Consider the following 21,652-nt stretch of genomic DNA (forward strand, 5'->3'; position numbering starts at 1 on the left):
CCATACCCACCCTCCCCACCCCCCCCCCCCCCCCCCCCCCCCCCCCCCCCCCCCCCCCCCCCCCCCCCCCCCCCCCCCCCCCCCCCCCCGGGCCCTGCGGCCTTCGGCGAGGTCAGCCCGCCGGCCGGGGCCTGACGGTGGTGAGGGTGGGGTTGCCGTCGAAGTCGACGCGCAGGCCCTCGATCCGGTCGACGGCGTGCACGCGCTGGTCGGTGCGGTACCAGAGCGGGATCAGCGCCAGGTCGGCCATGGCCGCGAGGTCGGCGCTCCGCCAGGCGTCGCAGCGCTCCGCCGGATCGGCACTGGCCCGCGCGCGTGCCACCTGGGCGTCGAACTCCGCGTTCGCGTAACGGCCTTCGTTGTCGCCGTGCGCCGTGCCCCGTTCGTCCGGAGCGGTGCACGAGGAGTGCAGCAGCGGGAAGAGCATGTTGTCGGGGGTCGGATAGTCGCAGGCCCAGCCGGCCCGGCACAGGCCGGCGGCCGCGAGCGATGTGCGATGGTCCACCAGACCGCGGGCATCGGTGCGCAGCGGTGCCACGTCCCAGCCCAGGACGTCCTCCAAGCCGCGAGCCAGAGCGCGTACCCAGTCGTCGTGCCCCGCCCCGGTGTTGTACGCGAGCTCCACGCGGCTCCCCGGGCCCAGACCGGCGCGCAGCGCCGCGGCCCTGGCCCGCTCCGGCGCGTAGGCCGTCCAGTCCTCGCCGATGGCGGCGGCCAGTTCGCCGCGCCCGGTGTGCGCCTTGCCGAACCAGGGGGACAGCAGCGAGTGCGCGGCGGTGCGCCGCCCCTGGAAGTACGTGTCGATCAGCGCCTGCCGGTCGATGGCGGCGGACACGGCGCGGCGGGCGTCGACGGAGTCCATCGGCGCCTGGTGGCAGAACGGGATCAGATAGAAGAGGCCCGCCCCCTCCCGCTCCAGGAAGCCGGGCATGGCGGCGGCCTCCGCGGTGCGGCCCGGGGGGATGCGCGCGTAGTCGTAGTCGCCGGCCAGGAACCGCTCGTACTCGTCGTCGAGCGCGGTGACCGGGTCGAGGATGTCGATGTGCACCTCGCGCACCTCGGGCGCCGGGCCGAACCAGCGGTCGTTGCGCACCAGGCGGATCGACTCGCCGTGCCGCCAGGGGCCGGCCATCGCGAACGGGCCGTTGCCGACGGGGCGGTCGTTGTACGCGGGGTCGAGCGCCGGGCCCGCGACGACGGGCACCGGGCTGAAGATGGGTTGCAGCGTCTTGAGATGGAACTCGACGTCGGGTTCGGTGAGTTCGACGACCAGGGTCGCGTCGTCGGCGGCGGTGAAGGAGCGTACGCCCGCGAGATGGTAGGCGGTCTCCGTGTTCGCCCCGGGGTCCAGCGCCCGGGACCAGCCGCGTACGAAGCTGTGCGCGGTGACCGGCTCGCCGTCGCTGAACACGGTGTCGGTGCGCAGCCTGAACGTCCATGTCGTGGCCGTGTCGTCGCTGTGCCAGGAGACGGCGGTGGCCGGGGCGGGCGAGCCGTCGTCGGCCAGCGTGAGCAGCCCGGTGAACAGCGCCTTGCAGACCAGTATCCCCTCGCTCTCCTGGGCCTTGTAGGGGTCGATGGCGGTGGGCTCCGTGATGCCCATGCGAAACACGGGGTCGGCAGCGTCCACGTGGGGGTTCCTCTTCTGTCTCTGTCTTTCCGGTTCCGTCCTCGCGGACGGATGGGCGGGTCGGGTGCCGGGCCGGGACGCCCTCAGGGGGTGACGACCACGTCGAGGCGCTCGTCGAGGTCGGCGGCGATGCCCTCCACCCGGTCGATGTCCGCGGGCTCCCGGTAGGGGGCGGCCACCGCGAGCGAGCCGGCGATCTCGTACCAGCCCTCGGGCGCGCGCCGCAGCCGGGCGCCGGGCGTGGCCGCGGGGATGTAGGACCGGAAGTACGGGGAGTCGAAGACCTCTCCCACCTGGTTGCGGACCAGGGTCCCCGTCCGGTAGGCGAACTTGATGCAGGTGGCGGCGCGGGGCACGGCGCTCCGGGGCACCTCGCCGGTCAGGATCCCGGCACGGGCCGCCGGGTCGTCGCCGGCGAGGACGGCCTTGGCGTACAGGCGCACCGGGTCGATGCCGTGGACCTCGCGGAGATTGCGGTAGTTCTGGCCACCGCTCATCCGGGTGGCGAACTCCACGACACGGTAGCGGCCGTCGGCGTCCTGCCGGAACTCGGCGTTGAACAGGCAGTGTTCGACCCCGAGCCCCGCCACGATGCCCTCGGCGACCGCCACGAGTTCCGGTTCCTCCTCGGGGGTGCGGAACGGCAGCGTGTAGAAGTCCTCCTCGAAGTACGGCCCCGGCATCTGCATCTTGTTGGTGACGCCCACCAGGTGGAACCGGCCGGAGAGGACCACGCCGTCGAGGGTGACCTCCTTGCCCGGCAGGAACTCCTCCAGGAGCGCGATCTCGGGGCTGTCGCTGGGGAAGTAGCCGCCCCACTCGCCCACCAGCCGCGTCACGTCGTGCAGCGCGCGCTCCAGCTCCGCGCGGTCGTGGACCAGGGTCACCCCCATGCTCGCGGCCAGGGCGCTGGGCTTGACGATGAACGGATAGTCGAAGCTCTCGGCGGCGGCGAGGCCCGAGGCGACCCCGCCGACGGCGACCGCGCGCGGCCCGGGAAGCCCCTGCCGCTCCAGGAAGGCCCGCTGCAGCTGCTTGTCGCGCGTGATCTCGTCGGCCTCGGGGCATGGCCAGCGGTGCCCCAGCTGCTGGTTGACCAACGCGGCGACGACGATGTCACTGTCGTAGAAGGTGAGGGCGCTGGCGATGCCGAGCCGCCGCGCGGCGGCCGCGCAGACGTCGGCCAGCTCCTTCGTGTCCAAGCCCTTCCCGAGCCGGACGACGGAGGCGAACCGGGCGTCGCGCTCGGCCTCGGCGACCTGGGTGGCCAGATGGATCTCCAGACCCATGCGCTCCAGCGTCTCGATGTGCTCGGAGTGCCACGCGTAGGTGTTCCGCATGATCAGCAGGATCTTCATCACGCGGTGTCCTCGCTCGTGGCGGTGGCCGGGGAGGCGGCCGGGGCGGTGGAGCCGGCCGCCGGCGCCGCGGGGGCGGGAGCCGTGGCCCGGGTGACGACGGTGATCTTCCCGGTCAGCCGCTCGGCGGCGGCGACGGCGGCCGTGGTGTCGGCTCCGGTGGTGAGCACCTGGCCCACCCGGTCCCAGTTGCCGCGCAGTTCGCCCACCGTGGAGCCGACCGCGACGGTGGTCTCCACATCGAGGGTGTCCGCGAGCTCCCTGGCCTCGGACACGCCCTGGATCTCCACGACGGTGCCCGGCTCGGCGGACAGGAAGCGCGTCGCGGCGGAGCGGTGCGGGACCGGGCGCTCGGTCAGCGCCGGAACGAGCCCGAACTGCCAGGCCACGATCCACTCCTCCACGTCGATGCCGTACGCCGCGTCGAGCAGGTCGAAGATCCGGTCACCGCCCATCCGGTTGTGGCTCTCGATGATCTGCGGCCCCGACGGCGACAGGCGCAGCTCGGTGTGGGCGGCGCCGTCGGTGAGCCCGATCGCGTCGAGGAAGCGGCCGACGCACTCTTCGATCCGGCTCTCGTCGGCCGCCTCCAGGCGGGCCGGAAGCGCGTGCCCGAGCTCGATGAAGCCCCCGTCGCCGGTGAGCTTCTCGGTGACGGCCAGCACGATGTGCCGGCCCGCGAACGAGAAGGTCTCGACGCTGAATTCGGGCCCGGAGATGTACTGCTCCGCGAGGAAGCGGCCGATCGTGAAGAACGAGCCCCACTGCAGGTCCGTGCGTGCCCGCAGCGCCTCGACGTCCGCCCAGGCGGCGGTGGCCTGCTCGGGCCCCTCGATACGCACGACCCCCAGACTCGCCGTCGCGTCCGCGGGCTTGAGGACGAACGGGTAGCCGTGTGCCGTGCCGAAGGCGACCAGGTCCTCGGCGCCCTCCACCTCGGCGGCGGCCACGGACAGCGCCCGCACCGCGGGGTCGGGGTGCGCGGCGAGATGGCCGCGCATCGCGTGCTTGTCCCGCAGGAGTTCACCCACCCGCTCGGAGGTGCCGCCGAGCCGCAGGTGGTCGCTGATCCGCGCGGCGGGCACCAGGCCCGGCTCGGTGATGGAGACGACGCGGGTGAATCCGTACGCCTCGTGGGCCGCCTCGACGAGCGGCCGCGTGGTGGTCCAGTCGGTGTAGTCGGCGATGAGAACGGCCTCGGCGAGCCGGGCGGCCTCCGGCACGAACTGGTCCTTGTGCTGGATCAGTACGAAACGGATTCCCAGGGCCGCCGCCTTGCGCAGCGTCTGTATCCGGCCGCCGACGACGAGAAGCATGTGATCGGTCATGGCGGGGACTCTGCCCCATGTGTTCCGGGCCCCGGAACGGACAGCGGGTGGCACAGAGATGCCCTGGCACATACGGGCAGCCGCCGCGGGTCGGCAGGATCGTGCCAGGACAGTCTGTGCCAGCCGGGTCACCTGGTCGCGGGTGTGCCGTCCGGGTTTCATCGCTGTGGGGAAGACACCGTGCGATCCGTCCCCGCAACCGAAAGAGACCGAAAGAGAAGGAGCCCTTCATGCCCGGCGAGGAAAGCATGCGCAGCCGATTGCGTGGACTCCCCAGGAGCGCCTGGGTGATCTTCGCCGGAATGTTCCTCGTCAAGTTCGGCAACTTTCTCAATGTGTTCCTGATGCTCTTCCTGGTCGCCCAGGGGTTCTCCGCGTTCCAGGCGGGCGTCGCCCTCGGGATGGTCGGTGTCGGGGCGTTCATCGGGAACGCGGTCGGCGGGACGGTCGCCGACCGCTACGGCCGGCGCACCGCGATCGTCGTGTCGATGTTCGGCAGCAGCGCCGCGACGGCCTGCGTCCCGTTCACGGACGGCCTCGTGTCGACCACCGCCCTGGTCACCCTGGTCGGTGTCTTCGCGCAGCTGTACCGCCCGGCCGCGGGAGCGCTCCTGGTGGATGTCGTTCCCGAGCAGCAGCGGGTGGTCGCCTTCGCCGTACTGCGCCTGGCGATCAACGTCGGCATGGCCGTCGGCCCGCTCGTCGGCGCTCTGCTCAGCGACCACTCGTACACCTACGTCTTCCTCGGCGACGCCCTGTTCGCCTTCTCCTTCGGTGTGCTGGCGCTGTTCACGCTGCCCGGCGGGCTCCCGAAGCCCGGACCGGCGGCCGACGGCGAGGAGCCGGCCGAGCGCCCCAAGGGCGGCTACCGCGAGGTCTTCGCGGACCGGCCCTACCTCCTCTTCCTGGGCTCGATGGTGGCGGCGACCTTCGTGTACGGACAGTCCACCGTGACCCTGCCGCTCCATGTGAAGGACGCCGGCTTCGGCAACAGCGTCTACGGTCTGCTGCTCGGCCTGAACGCGCTGTTGTGCATCGTGATCGAGCTCCCGCTCACCAAACGTACGGAGCGCCGCGACCCGCGCCGCGTGATCGCCCTCGGCCTCCTCCTCCTCGGTGTCGGCATGGCCCTCACCGGCGCCGCGCACGTGGTGTGGTTCCTCGCCCTGACCGTGGTGGTCTGGACGGTGGCCGAGACCGTGTACACGCCGATCGCCAACGCCTACCCGGCGGAGTTCTCCCCGGCCCACCTGCGCGGCCGCTACCAGGGCGCGGAGGGGCTGGCCCACACGCTCGGCGCCTCGCTCGGCCCGGCCGTCGGCGGTCTTCTCTACGGCATGTCGGCCCCGCTGCACTGGGTCGTCTGCGCCGTCGTCGCGAGCTTCGGGGCGCTCCTCGTCCTCGGCGCGAAACCGCGCGGGACGGCGCGGGACACGGAGACGGTCCCGGCGGCCGACCCCGTCGCCGGGGCCCCGGGAGTCGAGGCCCCGGGAGCCGGGGCCGCGGCGCAGCCCGCCGCCGCGAAGTGACCCACCGTTCCACCGCATTCCATTCCGACCGGGCCGGTGCGCCCTGCCACGGCGCCCCGACAGCCCGTACGACCCCGCTGACCGATACCGACGAAAGGCACTCGCATGACCACGCACTCCTCGCCCCGGACCCCTGTCGCCGACACCGAGGTGCACCGCATCGACATCCCCTCGGCCACCGAGGACCCCGCGGCCTACGTCGACGCGCTCCTCGAAGTGGCGGGTGACCGCGACGCGTTCGACATCCTGCCCAGGACGCCGGTCTGGGCCAAGCAGCTCTTCGGCGACCTGTCGGCCGAGCTCGCCGAGACCGTGCCCGAGCCGGATGAGTGGCCCGCCGCCTTCGTCTGCGGCCACCTCTTCGATGTCGACGTCGTCTACGGCTTCCGCTGGCGCCTCGTGGCCACCGAGGACAACCCGGTCTACCCCGGCTACGACGAGCAGCTGTGGGCCCCGCTGCCCCGCCTGCCCTTCCGGCGGATGCTCGACGCCTGGGAGGGGCTGCGCGCCTCCAACGTGGCGCTGCTCGCCGCGCTGCCGAAGGAGGACTGGCAGCGCACCGGCCGCCACGGCGAGCAGGGCGGCGAAACGATGGAGGTCATGATCCGCAAGGTCATCGGCCACGACATCGCGCACATCAACCAGATCTACCGGGCCATCCGCCTGGTACGCCAGGCCAACGGGATGGATGTGGCCGAACTCGACGCCACGTACGACTCCTTCGGTCTCAAGTAGCCGAACGGCACGCGGTCTCCACACCCGCTACCCGCACGCGTACCCGCACCCGTACTCGCACGCGTACCGACTCAAGGAGAGGAACCCGACATGACCGTCACTCAGACACCGGTGCCCGAGACCATCGCCGCCGTGGGCCCCGACCTGCGCGAGGAACTGCGCGAGAAGCGCTATGCCCTGGTGTCGGCCTCCGACCTGACGCTCGGCCCCGAACTCGCCGCCGCCTTCGACGACCTCCAGGCGTCCTGGGGCCGGCTCACCCCGGACGAGCACTTCGGCGGCGAGGACCGTGCCGTGCGCACACGCCGCTACAGCGACTTCACCTATGTGCCGGCCACCGGCGAGCTGTCGCCGCTCGACCACGTGGCGTACCTCCAGAGCAAGGAGATGAACTCCTTCGTCGGCGGAATCGAACGACACTTCGGTGATGTGGAGGAGCAGACCTTCCTCAACCCGCTCTTCCGGGCCCTCGTGCGCTACGACTTCGAGAACCTGCCGATCGAGGACGAGTTCCGCGACCGCGCCTGGCAGTGCCAGATCCACCAGATCCGCATCGAGATAGCGCCGGGCAAGTACAACGAGCTGGTGCCCGAGGGAATCCACTCCGACGGCTACCCGTGGGCGGGGCTGCACCTGATCTCCCGCGTGGACGTCGAGGGCGGCCACAGCACCGTCTTCACCTGGGAGGAGGAGCCGCTCGCCAAGGCCACGTTCCTGAACCCGCTGGACTCGCTCCTGTTCGAGGACCGCCGGATGAAGCACCACGTGACCGGGCTCAGCGCCGCCGAGGACCGCGGCGGTTACCGGGACGTCCTGGCGATCTCCTTCTCGCTGCCCGGCTCCCCGTACGAGACCCTCGTCTGATGAGCGCCGCCGTTCTCGCGCTCCGCACCGGGGCCGGGCCCGAGGCCGCCGCCGTCGCGGTGGCCTCGGGGGCCGCCGGGCCTCCCGTGACCTCCGCCCCCATGGCGCCCGCGGATGTCGACCAGGTGATCGAGCTGCTCAGGGCCGCCCCGCAGACGGCCTACTGCGAGTGGGAGGACGCGGCGCTGCTGCGCGGCCACCTCACGCACTCGGCCGAGCTGTGCCGCGTCGTCCACGACGGTACGGGCCGGGTCGTGGCCGCGCTGATAGCCGGCTCGTTCGGGGTGCGCGGCAGCATCAGCCACGCCGTGGTCGCCCCGGACCACCGGCGCGGCGGTCTGGCCCGCGTCATGGCAGCCGACGCGCTCGCCGCCTTCCGCCGCAGGGGGGTGCGGCGCATCTCCCTCGCCGTCCTCGACGGCAACACTGCCGCCGCCGCCCTGTGGACGGGCGCGGGCTTCGACCCGGCCGACGGCGAAAGGACCTATGAATGCGATCTGTAGCAGCCGACTCTCCCGGGCGGCAGACCGACCCGGCCGGCCGGCCGGCGCGGGAGAAGCCGGCCGCGCGGGCGCCGTGGACCGTCGGCTTCGGCCTCGCCGTGCCGGTGATGCTCGGATACGTGCCGGTCGCCTTCGCGTTCGGGGTTCTCGGACACACCGCGGGGCTGCCGTGGTGGGCCATGGCGGCCATGTCCCTCTTCGTGTACGGAGGTTCGTCGCAGTTCGCGGCGCTCCAGCTCATCACCGTGGGCGCGGCACCCTATGCCGTGGTCCTCACCACCTTCGTCGTCAACCTCCGCCACCTGCTGCTCGCGGCCTCCGTCGCACCACGCCTGGCGCGGTGGCGCCGCCACGAACAGGCATTGTTCTCCTACGAGTTGACCGACGAGGCGTTCGCCGTCCACTCCGCGCAGTACGCCGAGCGCGCGGACCGCCCCAAGGCCGAGGTCTTCACCTTCAACGCGGCCGTGCACGCGTCCTGGGTGGCCGGGACCGTACTCGGCATCCTGGCGGGCGACCTGGTGCGCAACGTGGAGGCCCTGGGCCTCGACTACGCCTTGCCGGCCATGTTCATGGCGCTGCTGGCCGCCGGCGTCATCGCGGACCTGCGCGGCCTCGCGGTCGCCCTGGTCGCCGGCGTCGGCGCGGTGGCGCTGACCCTGCTCGGCCTGCAGTACTGGTCGGTCCTGCTGGCCGCGGCCGTGGCCGCGACCTTCGGCCTGGTCATCGCAGCCCGGGACGGACAGGACGGCGACGGACCCGGGACCGAACCCCCGAACACCCCGGCCCGGCCGTCCGGGCCCCCGCTGGAAGGAGACAGGAGACGATGAGCGACCTGGCCCTCGCCCTGACCATCGCCGGTATGGCCGCCGTCACCTTCGGGCCACGGCTGCTGCCCACCCTGTTCCTCGCGGCGGCCGGACTGCCCCAGCCCGTCGTGATCTGGCTCCGGCAGGTTCCGCCCGCGGTGATCGCCGCGCTGCTCGCCCCGTCCCTCTTCGCCCCCGAGGGGCACCTGGACCTGAGCCTCGGCAACTACGGACTCTGGCTCGCCGTCCCGACCCTCCTCCTCGCCTGGCGCACCCGGAACTTCTACCTCACGATCGCCTTCGGTATCGGCTCACTCGCCCTGCTCCGCTTCTTCACGGGCTGACGCCGCCGGGCTTGTCCTTCAGCTCCGGGGAGTCGACGTAGGAGAGGTACGCCTGGAGGGCGCTTCGGTTGCCGCCGGGGCTCAGCGAGCGGGCGAAGACGCGCGCCGGACCGGCCGACGGCGGGGTGAGCTTGACGGTGACGCTGCCGTCCACCGCCGCGGGCTTGGCGGTCCTGACCGTCGGCGCCCACTCCGTCCAGTACTCGTACGAGGCGACGCCGGTGGCCCTGCCGCGCGAGAGGGTGAAGGAGCCCTCGGTGCGGGCCTTGCCGGTCACGTCGGGCTTGCCGTCCGAGCCGTCGGGGAACTGCGGCGAGACGATGTCCGGGGTGATGCGGTGGTGGGGGCCTTCACGGCTCTCGTCCCACATGAGGCAGGGCCTCTGCCGTCACCGGCCGACAGGGCTTCTTCAGGCCTCGTGCGTCGGGCGCTCGGTGTGCGCTGGGCCGACGGCGGTCGGATCACCGCCCCGGCGCGCCCGGCGCGGTCACAGCCCGGGCGCGCCCCACACCGGGAACCAGCGGGACAGGTCCCGCTCCACCCGGAGGTCGTCGCCGAGGGCGCCGCGCGCCTGGAGCTCCAGCTGGTTGTCCCGCTTCTCGGCGGTGCCGGGGAGCGGGGCGAACGGGTAGAACGTGCCGCGCTTGTAGAGGTAGACGAGCGCCAGCGACCGCCCTTCAGCGCCTCCGGCGCCCTCCGCCTCCTTCCCGTCCCGGAAGCCGATCAAGGAGCAGAGCAGATGCGGGCCGAAACCGCCGTCCTGGAGCAGGGTGTTCACCGCGTGCAGATCGTTGACCAGGGCCGCCGTGTCGTCGGCCGGGTGGCGGGCGAGCAGCCAGGTGTAGCCGTACGGGTCCCGGCTGAACTCCACCGGGATGCCGCCGCGCCCGGTGTCCGCGTCGAGCAGCTCCCGAACGTCCTCCTGGAGCCGGGCGAAGCCCCCGCCCTCCACCCCCGCGAAGCACACCGAGCCCCGGCCCGTCGGTGTGAAACCGGTGGCGGCCTGGAGGGTGAGGGCGGCGGAGGGGACGGCGAAGAGCTGGTCGAGGTCGGGACGGACGGGTTTGCTGCGGCCGAGGATGGCGTCGAGCAGGCCCACGGACGGCACTCCTTCGAACGGGCTCAGCGGGACAGGTCGGTGGAGATACGGGACAGCTGGTCCAGGCGCTGTTCCAGGGTCGGGTGCGTGGAGAAGATCCGCCCGATGGACTCCTTCGCGGAGAAGGCGGGCAGGAAGTAGAACGCGTTGTACGGCTCCGCCTTGCGCAGGTCCTCGGTCGGGATGCGGGCCATCTGCCCGCTGACCTTGGTGAGGGCCGAGGCGAGAGCGGAGGGCCTGCCGGTGAGCAGGGCGGCGGCGCGGTCGGCGGAGAGTTCCCGGTAGCGGGAGAGCAGGCGGGTGAGCAGGAAGCTGATCGCGTACACGACGGCGCTGACCAGGGGGATCAGGAGCAGCAGGATGCCCGCCGGGTCGTTGCCGGGGCGGCTGCGCGCGAACCCGCCCCACAGGGCGATCCGGGTGACGATGCCCGCCAGGACGCCGAGGAAGGAGGCGATGGTCATGACGGCCACGTCCCGGTGGGCGACGTGCGACATCTCGTGGGCGAGGACGCCCTCCAGCTCCTCCGGCTCCAGTCTGCGGAGCAGGCCCGTCGTGGCGCAGACGAGGGCGGTCTTCTCGCTGCGACCGGTGGCGAACGCGTTCGGTACGTCACTCTCGGCGATGGCCACCTTGGGCTTCGGCATGTCCGCCAGCGCGCAGATCCGGTCGATGGTGCCGTGCAGCTCGGGGGCCTGCTCGGGGGTGACCTCGCGGGCGCCCATGCCGTACGCCGCGATGCGGTCGCTGAACCAGAACTGGGCGATGAACAGGCCGCCGGTGATGATCAGGATGATCGGCCAGGAACCGCGCAGGGCCGCGAGGAGCACGCCCACGAAGACGACGTACAGCAGACCGATCAGGAACATGGTGGTGACCATGCGCCCGGTCAGGCCCCGGTCCGGGGCGTAGCGGGAACGGGCTCGTGGCATCGGAACCTCCAGCGACTCGCCTCCCTCCCATAGTGCCCCCTTCTCGTCGAAACCGGGTCGAGGAGACCGGCGGGGCCGCCTCAGGGCCAGAGCAGCTCGCGGGCCCAGCCGCCGGTCTGCGAAGCGGTCTGCGAACCCATCTCCGTGTCGGCCTCCGTACGGCGGTAGCGGAGCCGGATGTGCCGGCGCCGGGCGTCGCCCTGGAAGAACTCCACCTCGGTCGGCTCGACCACGTACCGGGTCCAGGTCGAGGCCTCGGCGTCCGGTTCCGCCCGGGCCCGCTCCCAGGCCGCGTCCGACGCCCGGTGGAGGGCGGCCACCGACTCCACGACCTCGCTCTGGGATCCGGTCAGGGCGGCGGCGAGGGCCCCGGTGGACCGGGCATGCAGGTCGGCGTGGCTCTCTGCCGGGGTGCAGCGGGCGACGGGGCCCCGGACCCGCACCTGCCGCCCCAGGCACGGCCAGTAGAAGCCGAGCGCGGCGTACGGGCGGGCGGCGAGCTGGTGGCCCTTGGCGCTGGTGGCGTGCGAGGCGAAGTGGAAGCCGCGCTCGTCGGCGTCATGGAGGAGCAGGGTGCGTACGTCGGGGAGGCCGTCGGTGTCCGCCGTGGCCAGCGTCATCGCGTGCGGCTCGGTCTGCCCGGCCGCCACGGCGTCGGCGAACCACGCGTGGAAGAGGGGGAGAGGGGCGGGCGGGGCGGTGGTCGGGTCGAAGTCCGGCAGCTCGGTGTCCCAGACGCGCTGGGCGTGCAGGAGGGCGGAGAAGGGGCGCGGGGTGGGTGCGTTCATAGTGCCTATGTGATCGCATGCTGCTCGCCCTCGCGGCGTTCCGTCCCGGTCCGGGCACGGCGGCTGGAGGGGGGCGCGGAAGGAGGTGTGGCGGGTGGTGCCGGCGTTCCGGCCGCCGCACGCGGCGTACCGGGCGCGGGTGGAGCGGCGGATCCGGCTCCTGAGCCTGGAGCGGGTCGCGTCCGGGTACGCCGACGGCGGACCACCGGCCGAGGTGCGTGGTGGTCCGCCGTCGGTGAGACAGGACGTGCCGGTGGGCTACTTGGTGGGCTTCTTGCCGGTGATGCCCAGATGTACCAACAGAGCCAGGTTCGGGCGCAGTTCGGCCTGCTTCACGCCCCAGGTGGTGAACCCCTTCTGGTGCGAGGCGACCGCGGCCATCATCGCGACCAGGGAGCCCGCCATCGCGGCGGCGCTGACCTCCTTGTCGACCTTGCCCTTGGCCTGAAGCTCCTTCACCGAATCGGTGAGGGAGTTGGTGACCGAGTTCAGGATCTTCATGCGGATCTTGTAGAACCGCTTGTCCCCTTCGGCCGCCCCGAGGTCGATCACGCGGAGGATCGCGTCGTTGCGTCGCCAGAAGTCGAGGAATCCGTCGACGAGTTCCTCGGCCGTGTGCCAGCCGGCCTTGCCGACCCAGGGGCGTCCGGCGACCAGTTCGGTCAGTCCGGCGCCCTCCTTGGCGACCTCCTCGGCGATCTCGAGGACGGCGCCCTCCACATCGGGGAAGTACTGGTAGAAAGTCGCGGGTGAAGTCCCGGCCTTCCGGGCGACGTCGATGACTTTGACGTCCCGGTACGGCGAGGAGCTGAGCATCTCGCTGAGGCAGTCGAGCAGCTTCTGCCGCGTCGCCTGACCGCGTCGACCGGCCACGCGGCCGTCGACGGTACGTACTTGTCCTGTCATGCCGTCAGCTTACCGAGGGGCGATGGGAGCGCTATTCGGCCGACTGCAAATGGGGAACGCCGCAGGACCGGCGGGGTGCGAGGGGGTGGGGGCGAACGTTTTCGGCCATCGGGGCGGCTGCTGGGGCGAGGCCCGCACGGCCCCCTGGCCGGGACTCGATTCCGGCCAGGGGGCCGCACTGTCCATGTCGCGCGACGGTGTTGTCAACAGCCTGTGGACAACCTCGGTGGGCACCTTGCGTCCGTAGGGCGCACCGGCCTTCACTGTTCGGGCAGACGTTCCTTTCGGTGGTGTTCGGGTCGTGCGCGGACCGCGTTCGGCGGGCGTCGGGGCGCGCCGGGCCGGGCGCGACGCTACGTTGACTGTGACGGGCGTCACTGCAAGGTCGCCGAAGCGACCCCGCAGAACCGCGACGGAAGGGACCAGGCCCCATGGCCGCATTCGCGCACTCGGCGCCGTGCTGGGTGGACGTGCAGCTCTCCGACCTCGAAGCGGGCAAGCGCTTCTACGGCGGCCTCTTCGGCTGGACCTTCCGCGCGGGCGACGGCATGCCCTTCGCGGACGCCCTGAGCGGTGGCAGGCTCGTCGCCGCGCTCGCCGCCAAGAAGGACGGACGGATGCCCACCGCCTGGGGCGTCCACTTCGCCACCGACGACATCCGGGCCACCGTCGCCGCCATCCGCGAACACGGCGGCCAGATCATCACCGATCCCGTACGGGCCGGGCAGGCCGGGATCGTGGCGCAGGCGGCCGACCCCGGAGGCGCGGTCTTCGGCCTCTGGCAGGCCGGGGAGCGCGCCGGTTTCGAGAAGCAGAACGAACCCGGCTCCTTCTGCTGGACCGAGGTCCACACCCGGCGGCCGGAGCTGGTCGATCCCTTCTACGAGAAGGTCTTCGGCTTCCGGGGCACCGACCTGGACGAGGCCGGCAACGACGTCTCCGGCGACGCGGAGGCGCTGGTCGACTTCCGGATGTGGTCGCCCGAGGGCGCCGAACCCGGCCCGGACACCGCCGTCGGCGGCCGCAGCGTCATCACGGACGCGTTCCCCGCCGAGCTGCCCAGCTACTTCCTCACCTACTTCGCCGTCGCCGACTGCGACGCGGCGGCCGAACTCGCCGTACGGCTCGGCGGCCGGGTCTCCGCACCGCCCTTCGACATCCCGTACGGGCGGATGGCGGTCCTCCACGACGACCAGGGCGCGCTCTTCGCCGTACTGCAGCCGAGCGAGCTGATTCCGTAACCTCGCCGTGCCCCCGTCCCGTACACCTTGTGGGTGAGAATCGGCCGAAGTGGCATGAGACACCCACATCCGCCCCCGGGTTCGCCAGCGGCGCCCGAGCCAGGAAGAATCAGGGTGCGCACCGCCAGGTGGTGCCCAGCGGTGAGACGCTGCGGAGGCCGGGAATCGCACCGGGCGGTGACGGGCGGTAATTCGCGGGCTTCGTTCCTGAGGTCCGTACGGGGAGGTGGCAGGCACGTGATGGAGCAGCTGACGCAGCACGACCCGAGACGGATCGGCCCGTTCGAGGTGCTGGGACGGCTCGGGGCCGGCGGCATGGGGCTGGTCTATCTCGCCCGGTCGGCGTCGGGCCGGCGGGTGGCGATCAAGACGGTACGGACCGAGCTGGCCGAGGACCAGCTCTTCCGGGTCCGCTTCACGCGCGAGGTGGAGGCCGCCCGCGCGGTCAGCGGCTTCTACACCGCCGCCGTGGTCGATGCCGACCCCCGCGCCGCCGTGCCGTGGCTGGCCACCGCCTATGTGCCCGCGCCCTCGCTCGAAGAGATCGTCAACGAGTGCGGCCCCATGCCCACCCAGGCCGTTCGCTGGCTGGCCGCCGGGATCGCCGAGGCCCTCCAGTCCATCCACGGTGCCGGGCTCGTCCACCGCGACCTGAAGCCGTCCAACGTGCTCGTCGTCGAGGACGGCCCCCGGGTCATCGACTTCGGCATCGCCTCCGGGGTCTCCAACACCCGGCTGACCATGACGAACGTGGCCGTCGGCACCCCCGCCTACATGTCGCCCGAGCAGGCCCGGGACTCCCGCAGCGTCACCGGGGCCAGCGACATCTTCTCGCTGGGCTCCACCCTCGTCTTCGCCGCCACCGGCCACGCCCCCTACCACGGGGCGAACCCGGTCGAGACGGTCTTCATGCTGCTGCGCGAGGGGCCGGACCTGGAGGGGCTGCCGGACGACCTGCGGCCACTGATCGAGTCCTGCATGCAGCTGGACGCCTCCCGTCGGCCCACCCCCGCCGACCTCCAGGCCCAGCTGGCCCCGCACCTCTTCGCCTCCGGCAGCGACGACAGCGGTACGGCGTCGGCCTGGCTGCCGTCCCAGGCCACGGCCATGATCGAACGGCGCAGGGGAGGCGGCCGCACCGCACCGCCCGCGCCCTCCGCACCCCCGCCGCGCCCCCCGCAGCCGCCGCGCGCCCCGGAGCACGCGCCGGACCACGCGCCGGGCCGGGGGCCGGGGCACGGCCCCGGTCACAGCCCGGGCGGGGGCCCCGGTCACGCCCCGAACCGGGGGCCCGGCTGGCGCGGCAACGGTGACCTGCGCTCGCCCTCGCCGCTCTCCTCGCCCTCCCCGGTCTCCTCGTCGGCCCCGGCCCCCGACGGCGGGCCCGTCCACCTGCCCGGTGCGAAGGCGCCGATCGGACCCGGCCCACGGGTAGGGGAGGTCCGGGGGGCCGCTGCGGCCCACCCCGCCGCCGCGACCGGCTGGGTCCGCCCGCCCGCGGGCCCGAACGGCTCGCCCGGGGCATCGGCGCCGACCGCTCCCGTACCGTCCCCGGGACCCGCCCCGGACCCCGCGCCCGCGGCCCCCGACCGCTGGCGGCCCTGGCGCTTCCGCATGTCCAACGACGTGTGGGGGACACCCGTCGTCTCCGGTGAGCTGCTGTACGTGACGTCCTTCGAGATCCACGCGCTGGACGTCGGCAACGGGCGCCGCCAGTTCAAGACCCGGGACGTGGCCTGGGCGATGGCCGTCGAGGGCGGCCGTATCCACGCATCGGACGGCCCCTCCCTCTACGCGCTGGACGCGGCGACCGGCGCCGAGCAGTGGCGGGTCCGCACCGACGCCTGGGTGTACGCGCTCAAGGCCGACCGGGGCACGGTGCTCACCGCGACCCGGGGCGGCGGCGTCCAGGGGTGGGAGGCGTCCAACGGCGACAAGCTGTGGGAGATCACCGGCGCGCAGACCGACTTCGAGACGGCGGAGGCCGCGCCCGTCATCCACGACGGCACGGTCTACGTCTGGCAGGACGCCCGGCTGCGCGCGCTGGACGCCCGTACGGGCCTGGAGCGCTGGTCGTACCCGATCGGTGACGCGGCCTCCTGCGGCGGCGTCCCGGTCCGGGTCACCCCGGCCGCCGACGGCTACGTCTACATCGCGGCGGGCACCCGGGTGCTGGCCGTCGACATCGCCTCCGGCCTGGTGCGCTGGCACTTCGAGGCCCCGGCGGTCTTCCTCTCCCCGCCCGCCTTCGCGCCGGGCCCGGCGGTGACCGGTGGCGGGGTCTACCTCGCGGACTACCTCGGCACGGTGTACGCGCTCGACGCGACGACCGGCAAGGACCGCTGGCGCATCGCCACCGAGGCCCGGGCGTCCCTCGAACCGGTGCTCGTCGCGGTGGGCAACGTCCACGTGGGCAGCGGCAGCGCGCTCTACACCCTGGACGCGGTCACCGGCACCCCGAAGTGGCGCTTCGCGGCGGGCGGCGACGTGGTGGGCTCCCCGGTCGTGGCGGACGGCCGCGTCCACTTCGGCTCGGCCGACCACGTCCTCTACACCCTGGACGCGGCGGGCGGCCAGCTCCGCTGGAAGCTCGCGACGGGCGGCGAGATCACGGGCTCCCCGGTGGCGGAGGCGGGTGTGGTGTACGCGTGCAGCAAGGACCGCTGCGTCTACGCCCTGGACGCCCTGAAGGGCACTGGCACAGGCAACAGGGCCCGCACCTGAGCCTCGCTTCCGGCCCGCCACCCCCGGAATCTCCCGTTCGAGGACAGAACCCTGGGAGGGGCTGGACGTCGGCCTCGTGGGGCCGGTGCGGCGGACTCCCGGCCCGTCCGGCGAGTGAGGACGGAAACCCTCGACGGGGTGACGGTCAATCCTGGTGCGGCCGGTGCGGGGGATGGGGCGGATGCACCGGATCCCGGGGATCCTCCTCGGCCTGCGGATACGACCGCGTACGGGCGTCCGGGGCGTCCCGGGGGCCCTGGGGATCCGGCCCTGTGTACGGCTCCACCTCCGGCTCCGGCCACGGCGACGTCTGCACCGACATCCCCGGCTCCTGAGTCGGCGGCCAGGTGTCCACCTGGTCGGCCGCAGGCGCGGTGTACGGCTCCTCCACCGTCCGCTTCCGGGACCGCCTCCGCCCCCACCCCGCCCCCCGCGACCGCCCCTTCATCAGCACCGCCCCGATCAGCATCAGCACCCCACCCGCCAACGCGTTGACGACCCCCACCTGGAGCCCTTCCCCGTCCCCGCCGACCGTGAGCGATCCCGCGGCCTGCCCCTGGCGGACCATCCACAGGATCGTGAAGCCCAGCACCACGACCCCCGCGACCGCGACCACGATCCGCGACCGCACCAGCACCCCCGCGATCACCAGCAGCGCCGCGAACAGGAACGGCAGCAGGATCGAGACCAGCACCCCCGACTCCGTACCGGTGATGCCCTCGAAGAGGTCCCGCACCCGGTAGTCCTGCCCGGCCCGCCCGCCGTACCAGTCACGGAACGGGCTCAGCACGGCGGAGGCGGCCCCGGCAAGGGCCACCAGGGAGCCGAGGATGGTGCGGATCATCGTCAGCCTCCAGGGGCGTACGGCGAACGGCGAACACCCCCGTACGGCCGACGCTACGCCGGGGCGATCACCCCCGCCATGCGGACGCCGCCGGACGCCGCGCGGATGGACAGCCCGCGCGAGGTCGCCCAGGTCAGCCGCTGGGAGGTCACGGCCCCACTGCTCTGATCCGGGCCTGTACCGGCGGACGCGGCCTCGCGTACGCCCTCTTCGAGGTGGGCGGCATCGTCACGATCTGCCGCCGCGCCGACCCGCCGCAGACCGTGGCCACCACCTTTGGCCACGACCGGCTGGGGGAGCTGGGCGCGTGGATGCGGACGGAGCGCGGCCGGGCGGTCGTCTTCACCTCCGACGCCGACGACCTGACCAAGCCGTGCGCACCCCGGGTCCAGGTCCGCGCCCTGGCGGCCCACACGCCCGAGAGGCCCGAGCCCATCCCCAGGCTCGGGCCTCTCGGTGTACGGCAGCCGCGGCGGCTCCCCCTCCGCGTCGCCGCGGCTGCTCCCCCGTACGTACCCCCGTCCCCCCCGTTCCCCGTATCCCCCGACGTCCCCCGTCGTGAAGGTCTAGTTGGCGGGCTCGCTCGTGGCGTGCATGTCGCCGTTGGTGGTGTCGCCGCCGGTGGCGTGCATGTCCTTGGCCTTGAGCGGGCTGCCGGTGGCGTGCATGTCGCCGTCGGTCGCCTCGCCGCCCGTGGCGTGCATGTCCTGCGGCTTGATGGCCGGGTTCTTCTTCGCGTCAGCCATATCGCTGTTCTCCCCTAGGCAGTTGGGCGGTGCTTCTTCTCCGGTTGACGGGGCCCGCCCGGCTGTTCCCCCGTGGACGGCCGGGCGGGCCCCTCAGGGCCGCTCACCTTACGTCGCGGCCTCACCGTCAGCCCGTCTGCCCCCCGACGCGACGGATCAACAGGCATGAGACTGGCCGGTCGCGATAAACGAATGATGAACACCCCGGGCGGGAAGGGCGGGGCGAGCGCGGGGAAGGGGCCGGGCGGCCACGCCGACCTGCGGCGTTACGGCGCCGGCGCCGTCGACGCGAGCAGTGAGCGGACCTCGGCCGCCTCCTGCGAGCCGAGGGCGTCGTAGATGCCCAGCGCCTCGCGCCAGCAGACCTCAGCCCGGCCGAACTGGCCGATCCGGACGAGGGAACGACCCAGCACCGTGAGGATGTTGCCCCGGCGCCACTCGCCGCCGATGCCCCGCAGCGCGGTGAGGGCCTGCTCCGCCTTGACCGCCGCGTCCGTCGCGTTCCCCGCCGCCAGGTCCACCTCCGCGAGCCGGAAGTGGGTCATCCCCTCCCACAGCCGCTGCCGGCTGGCCCGGAAGACGTCCAGCGCCTCCAGCAGCCGGTCCGACGCCTCCGCGAACCTGCCGCTCTGCGTGAGCGCCATCCCCAGCGCATAGCGGCCGTTGGCGCTGCGCAGGGCATGGCCCATGCTGTCGTAGACGGCCGTGCCCTCCTCGGCCAGGGCCACCGCGCTCTCGGTGCGGCCGGTCGCCAGGTGGATCCGCGAGAGGTTGCACAGGGCGCTGGCCTCGCCCGGCCGGTCCTGGATGGAGCGGAAGTCGTCTATGGCCCGGTTGAAGTACCGCTCCCCGTCCTCGTGGCGGGACTGGTAGAGCGCCATGATGCCCCGGGCGTTCGCCGCCCAGCACACGGGCAGCGGGTCCCGGTCGGTCTCGGCCAGGCGCATCACGTTCTCCGCCTCCTGCTCGGCCTGGTCGAACCGGCCCGAGGTGTGGTGCACGTCGGCCAGCGTCACCAGGGCCCGCACCTCCGAGCGCCGGTCCCCGCCCGCCCGGGCCGCCTCCAGCAGGGCCAGGGCGACGGTCTCGTACTGCTTCGCGTTCGCCCCCGACTCGCCCAGGTCCAGGGCCGCCCAGAGCAGGTCCACGCCTCGGCGCAGGGTGGCGGGGCCGTGGGACTGGCGTACGCAGGCGAGCAGGTTGCCCGCCTCCGTGTACAGCCAGTCCAGCGCCGCGTGCCGGTCCGCGAACGTGCGCCCGGCCCTCTCCGTCCGCTCCAGGTGGTCCACCAGCCGGTCCCCCGGCCGCTCCAGCGCGTACACTCCCGCCGCCGTCGCCAGGTAGAAGTCCAGCAGCCGGGAGAGAGCCGCCTCGCGCTCGGCGGACCGCTCGTCGCGCTCGGCGCAGGCGCGGGCGTAGAGGCGGACCAGGTCGTGGAAGCGGTAGCGGCCCGCGGCGGCCGACTCCAGGAGGGAGGTGTCGACCAGGGCCTCCAGCAGGTCCTCCGCCGTGTGCGGATCCAGGTCCAGCAGGGCCGCCGCGGCGGAGAGGGAGATGTCCGGGCCGTCCGCGAGGCCCAGCAGGCGGAAGGCGCGGGCCTGGCCCGGCTCCAGTTGGCCGTAGCCGAGTTCGAAGGTGGCCTTGACCGCCAGGTCGCCCGCCTGGAGCTCGTCCAGCCGGCGCCGCTCGTCCGCCAGCTTGGCGGCCAGCACGGAGACCGTCCAGGTGCGGCGGGCGGCCAGCCGGGAGGCGGCGATCCGGATGGCCAGGGGCAGGAAACCGCAGGCGGCCACCACGTCGAGCGCCGCCTCCCGCTCAGCGCCGACCCGCTCCGGCCCCACGATCCGGGTGAAGAGCTGGAGCGCCTCGTCCGGCGACATCACATCCAGGTCCACCAGATGGGCCCCGGCCAGGTCGACCATCCGCACCCGGCTCGTCACCAGCGCCGCACACCCCGGCGTCCCCGGCAGCAGCGGGCGGACCTGGGCCGCGTCATGGGCGTTGTCCAGCAGGACCAGGACCCGGCGGCCGTCCAGCGTCGAGCGGAAGAGCGCGGCCCGCTCGTCCAGCGAGTCCGGGATCGCCGAGTCCGCCGTGCCGAGCGCCCGCAGGAACGAGCCGAGGACCGTCTCCGGTTCGGCCGCCCGCGCCCCCGCGCCCTGGAGGTCGACGTAGAGCTGCCCGTCCGGGAAGTGCGGTCGTGCCTGGTGGGCCACATGGACGGCCAGCGTGGTCTTGCCGACCCCGCCGATCCCGGCCAGCGCGGAGACGGCCATCACCGAACCCTCGGCGGTGGCGAGCTGGGCGCCCAGATCCCGTACGAAGGAGTCCCGGCCGGTGAAGTCGGGGACCGTCGCAGGAAGCTGCGCCGGGCGCAGGGGCGCGGGCGCCGGGGCGGGCTCGTCCGTCGGGCGGGCCAGCTCCTCGTCGGCCCGCAGGATGCGCTGCTGGAGCTGGGCCAGTTCGGGCCGCGGGTCCACCCCCAGCTCCTCCGAGAGCAGCCGCCGGGTGTCCGCGTACACCGCCAGCGCCTCCGCCTGCCGGCCGCTGCGGTACAGCGCCACCATCAGCAGCTCCCGCAGCCGCTCGCGCAGCGGGTGGGCAGCGGTGAGCGCGGTCAGCTCGGAGACGGCCTCCGCGTGGCTGCCCACCTCCAGGTCCAGATCGAGCCGGGCCTCGATGAGCGAGAGGCGCCACTCCTCCAGCCGGGTGCGCTGGTTCTCCGCGTAGGGACCCGGCACCGACGCCAGTGCCTCGCCGTCCCAGAGCCCCAGCACCTTGTTGATCAGCGTGCGGGCCTGGACGCGGTCGCCGCTCGCACGGGCCTTCTCCGCCTCGGTGGCCAGATCCTGCGCCAGGGTGAGGTCGAGGGTGCCCCGGCCGATGCGGAGCGCGTAGCCTCCGGCCTCGCTGACCAGCGTCTCCTGCCCCAGGATCTTGCGGAGCCGGGAGGCGTACGTACGGATCGTGGCCAGCGCCTGCGAGGGCGGGTCCTCGCCCCAGAACGCGTCGATCAGCTCGCCCGCCGTGGCCGTCCGCCCCTCGCGCAGCAGCAGGGCCGCGAGGAGCGCGCGCTGCTGCGGGGAGCCGGAGGGGAGCGGTTCCCCGCCGCGCCATACCCGTACGGGACCGAGGACGGTGAACCTGAGGGAGTCGGCGGCCCCCGGTTCCTCCGGGGCGCGCTGCCCCGGTACGCGCACGCGTGGCCCGCGGTCACGGTCCATTGATGCCCCCTGTCCTGCTCGCCTGCCGGCCCTGCTCTTCAGCGGGCT

General features: G+C 73.2%; 19 protein-coding genes. 8 read left to right on the forward strand and 11 right to left on the reverse strand.

Going from position 1 to position 21,652, the window contains the following annotated elements; all coding sequences use genetic code 11:
* Positions 1–112: 112 nt before the first annotated feature.
* The 3 genes from AC0682_RS19280 to AC0682_RS19290 form a co-directional block, all read right to left on the reverse strand.
* Positions 113–1,630 carry an ABC transporter substrate-binding protein gene (locus tag AC0682_RS19280; RefSeq protein WP_478534114.1) on the reverse strand — a complete coding sequence of 506 codons (1,518 nt, stop codon included), beginning with the start codon at positions 1,628–1,630 and terminating at the stop codon, positions 113–115.
* Between the two features lie 83 nt (positions 1,631–1,713).
* Positions 1,714–2,988 (reverse strand): ATP-grasp domain-containing protein, encoded by a 1,275-nt coding sequence (locus tag AC0682_RS19285; RefSeq protein WP_478534116.1) that lies wholly within the window; start codon positions 2,986–2,988, stop codon positions 1,714–1,716.
* A complete protein-coding gene (locus AC0682_RS19290) occupies positions 2,988–4,316 on the reverse strand; it encodes an ATP-grasp domain-containing protein (protein WP_478534118.1) in 1,329 nt (442 codons plus the stop codon). The genes AC0682_RS19285 and AC0682_RS19290 overlap by 1 nt, the downstream gene beginning before the upstream one ends.
* A gap of 230 nt (positions 4,317–4,546) precedes the next feature.
* Between AC0682_RS19290 and AC0682_RS19295 the strand changes: the two genes are divergently transcribed.
* The 6 genes from AC0682_RS19295 (at position 4,547) to AC0682_RS19320 (ending at position 9,100) form a co-directional block, all read left to right on the forward strand.
* Positions 4,547–5,845, forward strand: coding sequence for an MDR family MFS transporter (locus tag AC0682_RS19295; RefSeq protein ID WP_478534120.1), 1,299 nt, complete (start codon positions 4,547–4,549; stop codon positions 5,843–5,845).
* Positions 5,846–5,950: 105 nt separating this feature from the next.
* Complete coding sequence (locus AC0682_RS19300) at positions 5,951–6,580, forward strand: DinB family protein (protein WP_478534122.1); 630 nt, start codon at positions 5,951–5,953, stop codon at positions 6,578–6,580.
* 90 nt (positions 6,581–6,670) lie between these two features.
* A complete protein-coding gene (locus AC0682_RS19305) occupies positions 6,671–7,444 on the forward strand; it encodes a 2OG-Fe dioxygenase family protein (RefSeq protein WP_478534124.1) in 774 nt (257 codons plus the stop codon).
* On the forward strand, positions 7,444–7,947 hold the full coding sequence (locus AC0682_RS19310) for a GNAT family N-acetyltransferase (protein ID WP_478534126.1): 504 nt from the start codon (positions 7,444–7,446) through the stop codon (positions 7,945–7,947). Before AC0682_RS19305 ends, AC0682_RS19310 begins: the two co-directional genes overlap by 1 nt.
* Complete coding sequence (locus AC0682_RS19315) at positions 7,935–8,777, forward strand: AzlC family ABC transporter permease (protein WP_478534127.1); 843 nt, start codon at positions 7,935–7,937, stop codon at positions 8,775–8,777. Before AC0682_RS19310 ends, AC0682_RS19315 begins: the two co-directional genes overlap by 13 nt.
* Positions 8,774–9,100 carry an AzlD domain-containing protein gene (locus AC0682_RS19320; RefSeq protein ID WP_478534129.1) on the forward strand — a complete coding sequence of 109 codons (327 nt, stop codon included), beginning with the start codon at positions 8,774–8,776 and terminating at the stop codon, positions 9,098–9,100. Before AC0682_RS19315 ends, AC0682_RS19320 begins: the two co-directional genes overlap by 4 nt.
* Here the strand turns inward: AC0682_RS19320 and AC0682_RS19325 are convergent.
* The 5 genes from AC0682_RS19325 to AC0682_RS19345 all read right to left on the reverse strand — a co-directional run bounded on the left by AC0682_RS19325 (position 9,090) and on the right by AC0682_RS19345 (position 12,825).
* On the reverse strand, positions 9,090–9,470 hold the full coding sequence (locus tag AC0682_RS19325) for a hypothetical protein (protein ID WP_478534131.1): 381 nt from the start codon (positions 9,468–9,470) through the stop codon (positions 9,090–9,092). The two genes, AC0682_RS19320 and AC0682_RS19325, sit on opposite strands and share 11 nt — an antisense overlap.
* Positions 9,471–9,587: 117 nt before the next feature.
* A complete protein-coding gene (gene pspAB / locus AC0682_RS19330) occupies positions 9,588–10,199 on the reverse strand; it encodes a PspA-associated protein PspAB (RefSeq protein ID WP_478534133.1) in 612 nt (203 codons plus the stop codon).
* Between the two features lie 23 nt (positions 10,200–10,222).
* On the reverse strand, positions 10,223–11,131 hold the full coding sequence (gene htpX / locus AC0682_RS19335; RefSeq protein ID WP_478534135.1) for a zinc metalloprotease HtpX: 909 nt from the start codon (positions 11,129–11,131) through the stop codon (positions 10,223–10,225).
* 80 nt (positions 11,132–11,211) lie between these two features.
* Positions 11,212–11,919, reverse strand: a complete 708-nt coding sequence (locus AC0682_RS19340; protein ID WP_478534137.1) for a pyridoxine/pyridoxamine 5'-phosphate oxidase — start codon at positions 11,917–11,919, stop codon at positions 11,212–11,214.
* Positions 11,920–12,177: 258 nt separating this feature from the next.
* Positions 12,178–12,825, reverse strand: coding sequence for a TetR family transcriptional regulator (locus tag AC0682_RS19345; protein ID WP_254811957.1), 648 nt, complete (start codon positions 12,823–12,825; stop codon positions 12,178–12,180).
* 431 nt (positions 12,826–13,256) lie between these two features.
* Between AC0682_RS19345 and AC0682_RS19350 the strand changes: the two genes are divergently transcribed.
* Together AC0682_RS19350 and afsK are read left to right on the forward strand one after the other, a co-directional pair.
* A complete protein-coding gene (locus AC0682_RS19350; RefSeq protein WP_478534139.1) occupies positions 13,257–14,066 on the forward strand; it encodes a VOC family protein in 810 nt (269 codons plus the stop codon).
* Positions 14,067–14,306: 240 nt separating this feature from the next.
* Positions 14,307–16,790 (forward strand): protein serine/threonine kinase AfsK, encoded by a 2,484-nt coding sequence (afsK, locus tag AC0682_RS19355; protein WP_478534141.1) that lies wholly within the window; start codon positions 14,307–14,309, stop codon positions 16,788–16,790.
* Between the two features lie 145 nt (positions 16,791–16,935).
* Here afsK and AC0682_RS19360 read toward each other — a convergent pair whose 3' ends face one another.
* From AC0682_RS19360 to afsR, 3 genes are all read right to left on the reverse strand, one after another.
* The gene (locus AC0682_RS19360; protein ID WP_478534143.1) at positions 16,936–17,634 is read right to left on the reverse strand and encodes a hypothetical protein; all 699 of its coding nucleotides are present in this window, start codon (positions 17,632–17,634) and stop codon (positions 16,936–16,938) included.
* Between the two features lie 566 nt (positions 17,635–18,200).
* Positions 18,201–18,380 carry a hypothetical protein gene (locus AC0682_RS19365; protein ID WP_478534144.1) on the reverse strand — a complete coding sequence of 60 codons (180 nt, stop codon included), beginning with the start codon at positions 18,378–18,380 and terminating at the stop codon, positions 18,201–18,203.
* A gap of 266 nt (positions 18,381–18,646) precedes the next feature.
* Positions 18,647–21,604: an SARP-family global regulator AfsR gene (afsR, locus tag AC0682_RS19370; RefSeq protein ID WP_478534146.1), complete on the reverse strand. Its 2,958-nt coding sequence runs from the start codon at positions 21,602–21,604 to the stop codon at positions 18,647–18,649.
* Between the last annotated feature and the right edge of the window lie 48 nt (positions 21,605–21,652).

Source organism: Streptomyces sp. NPDC043746, from assembly GCF_056436485.1.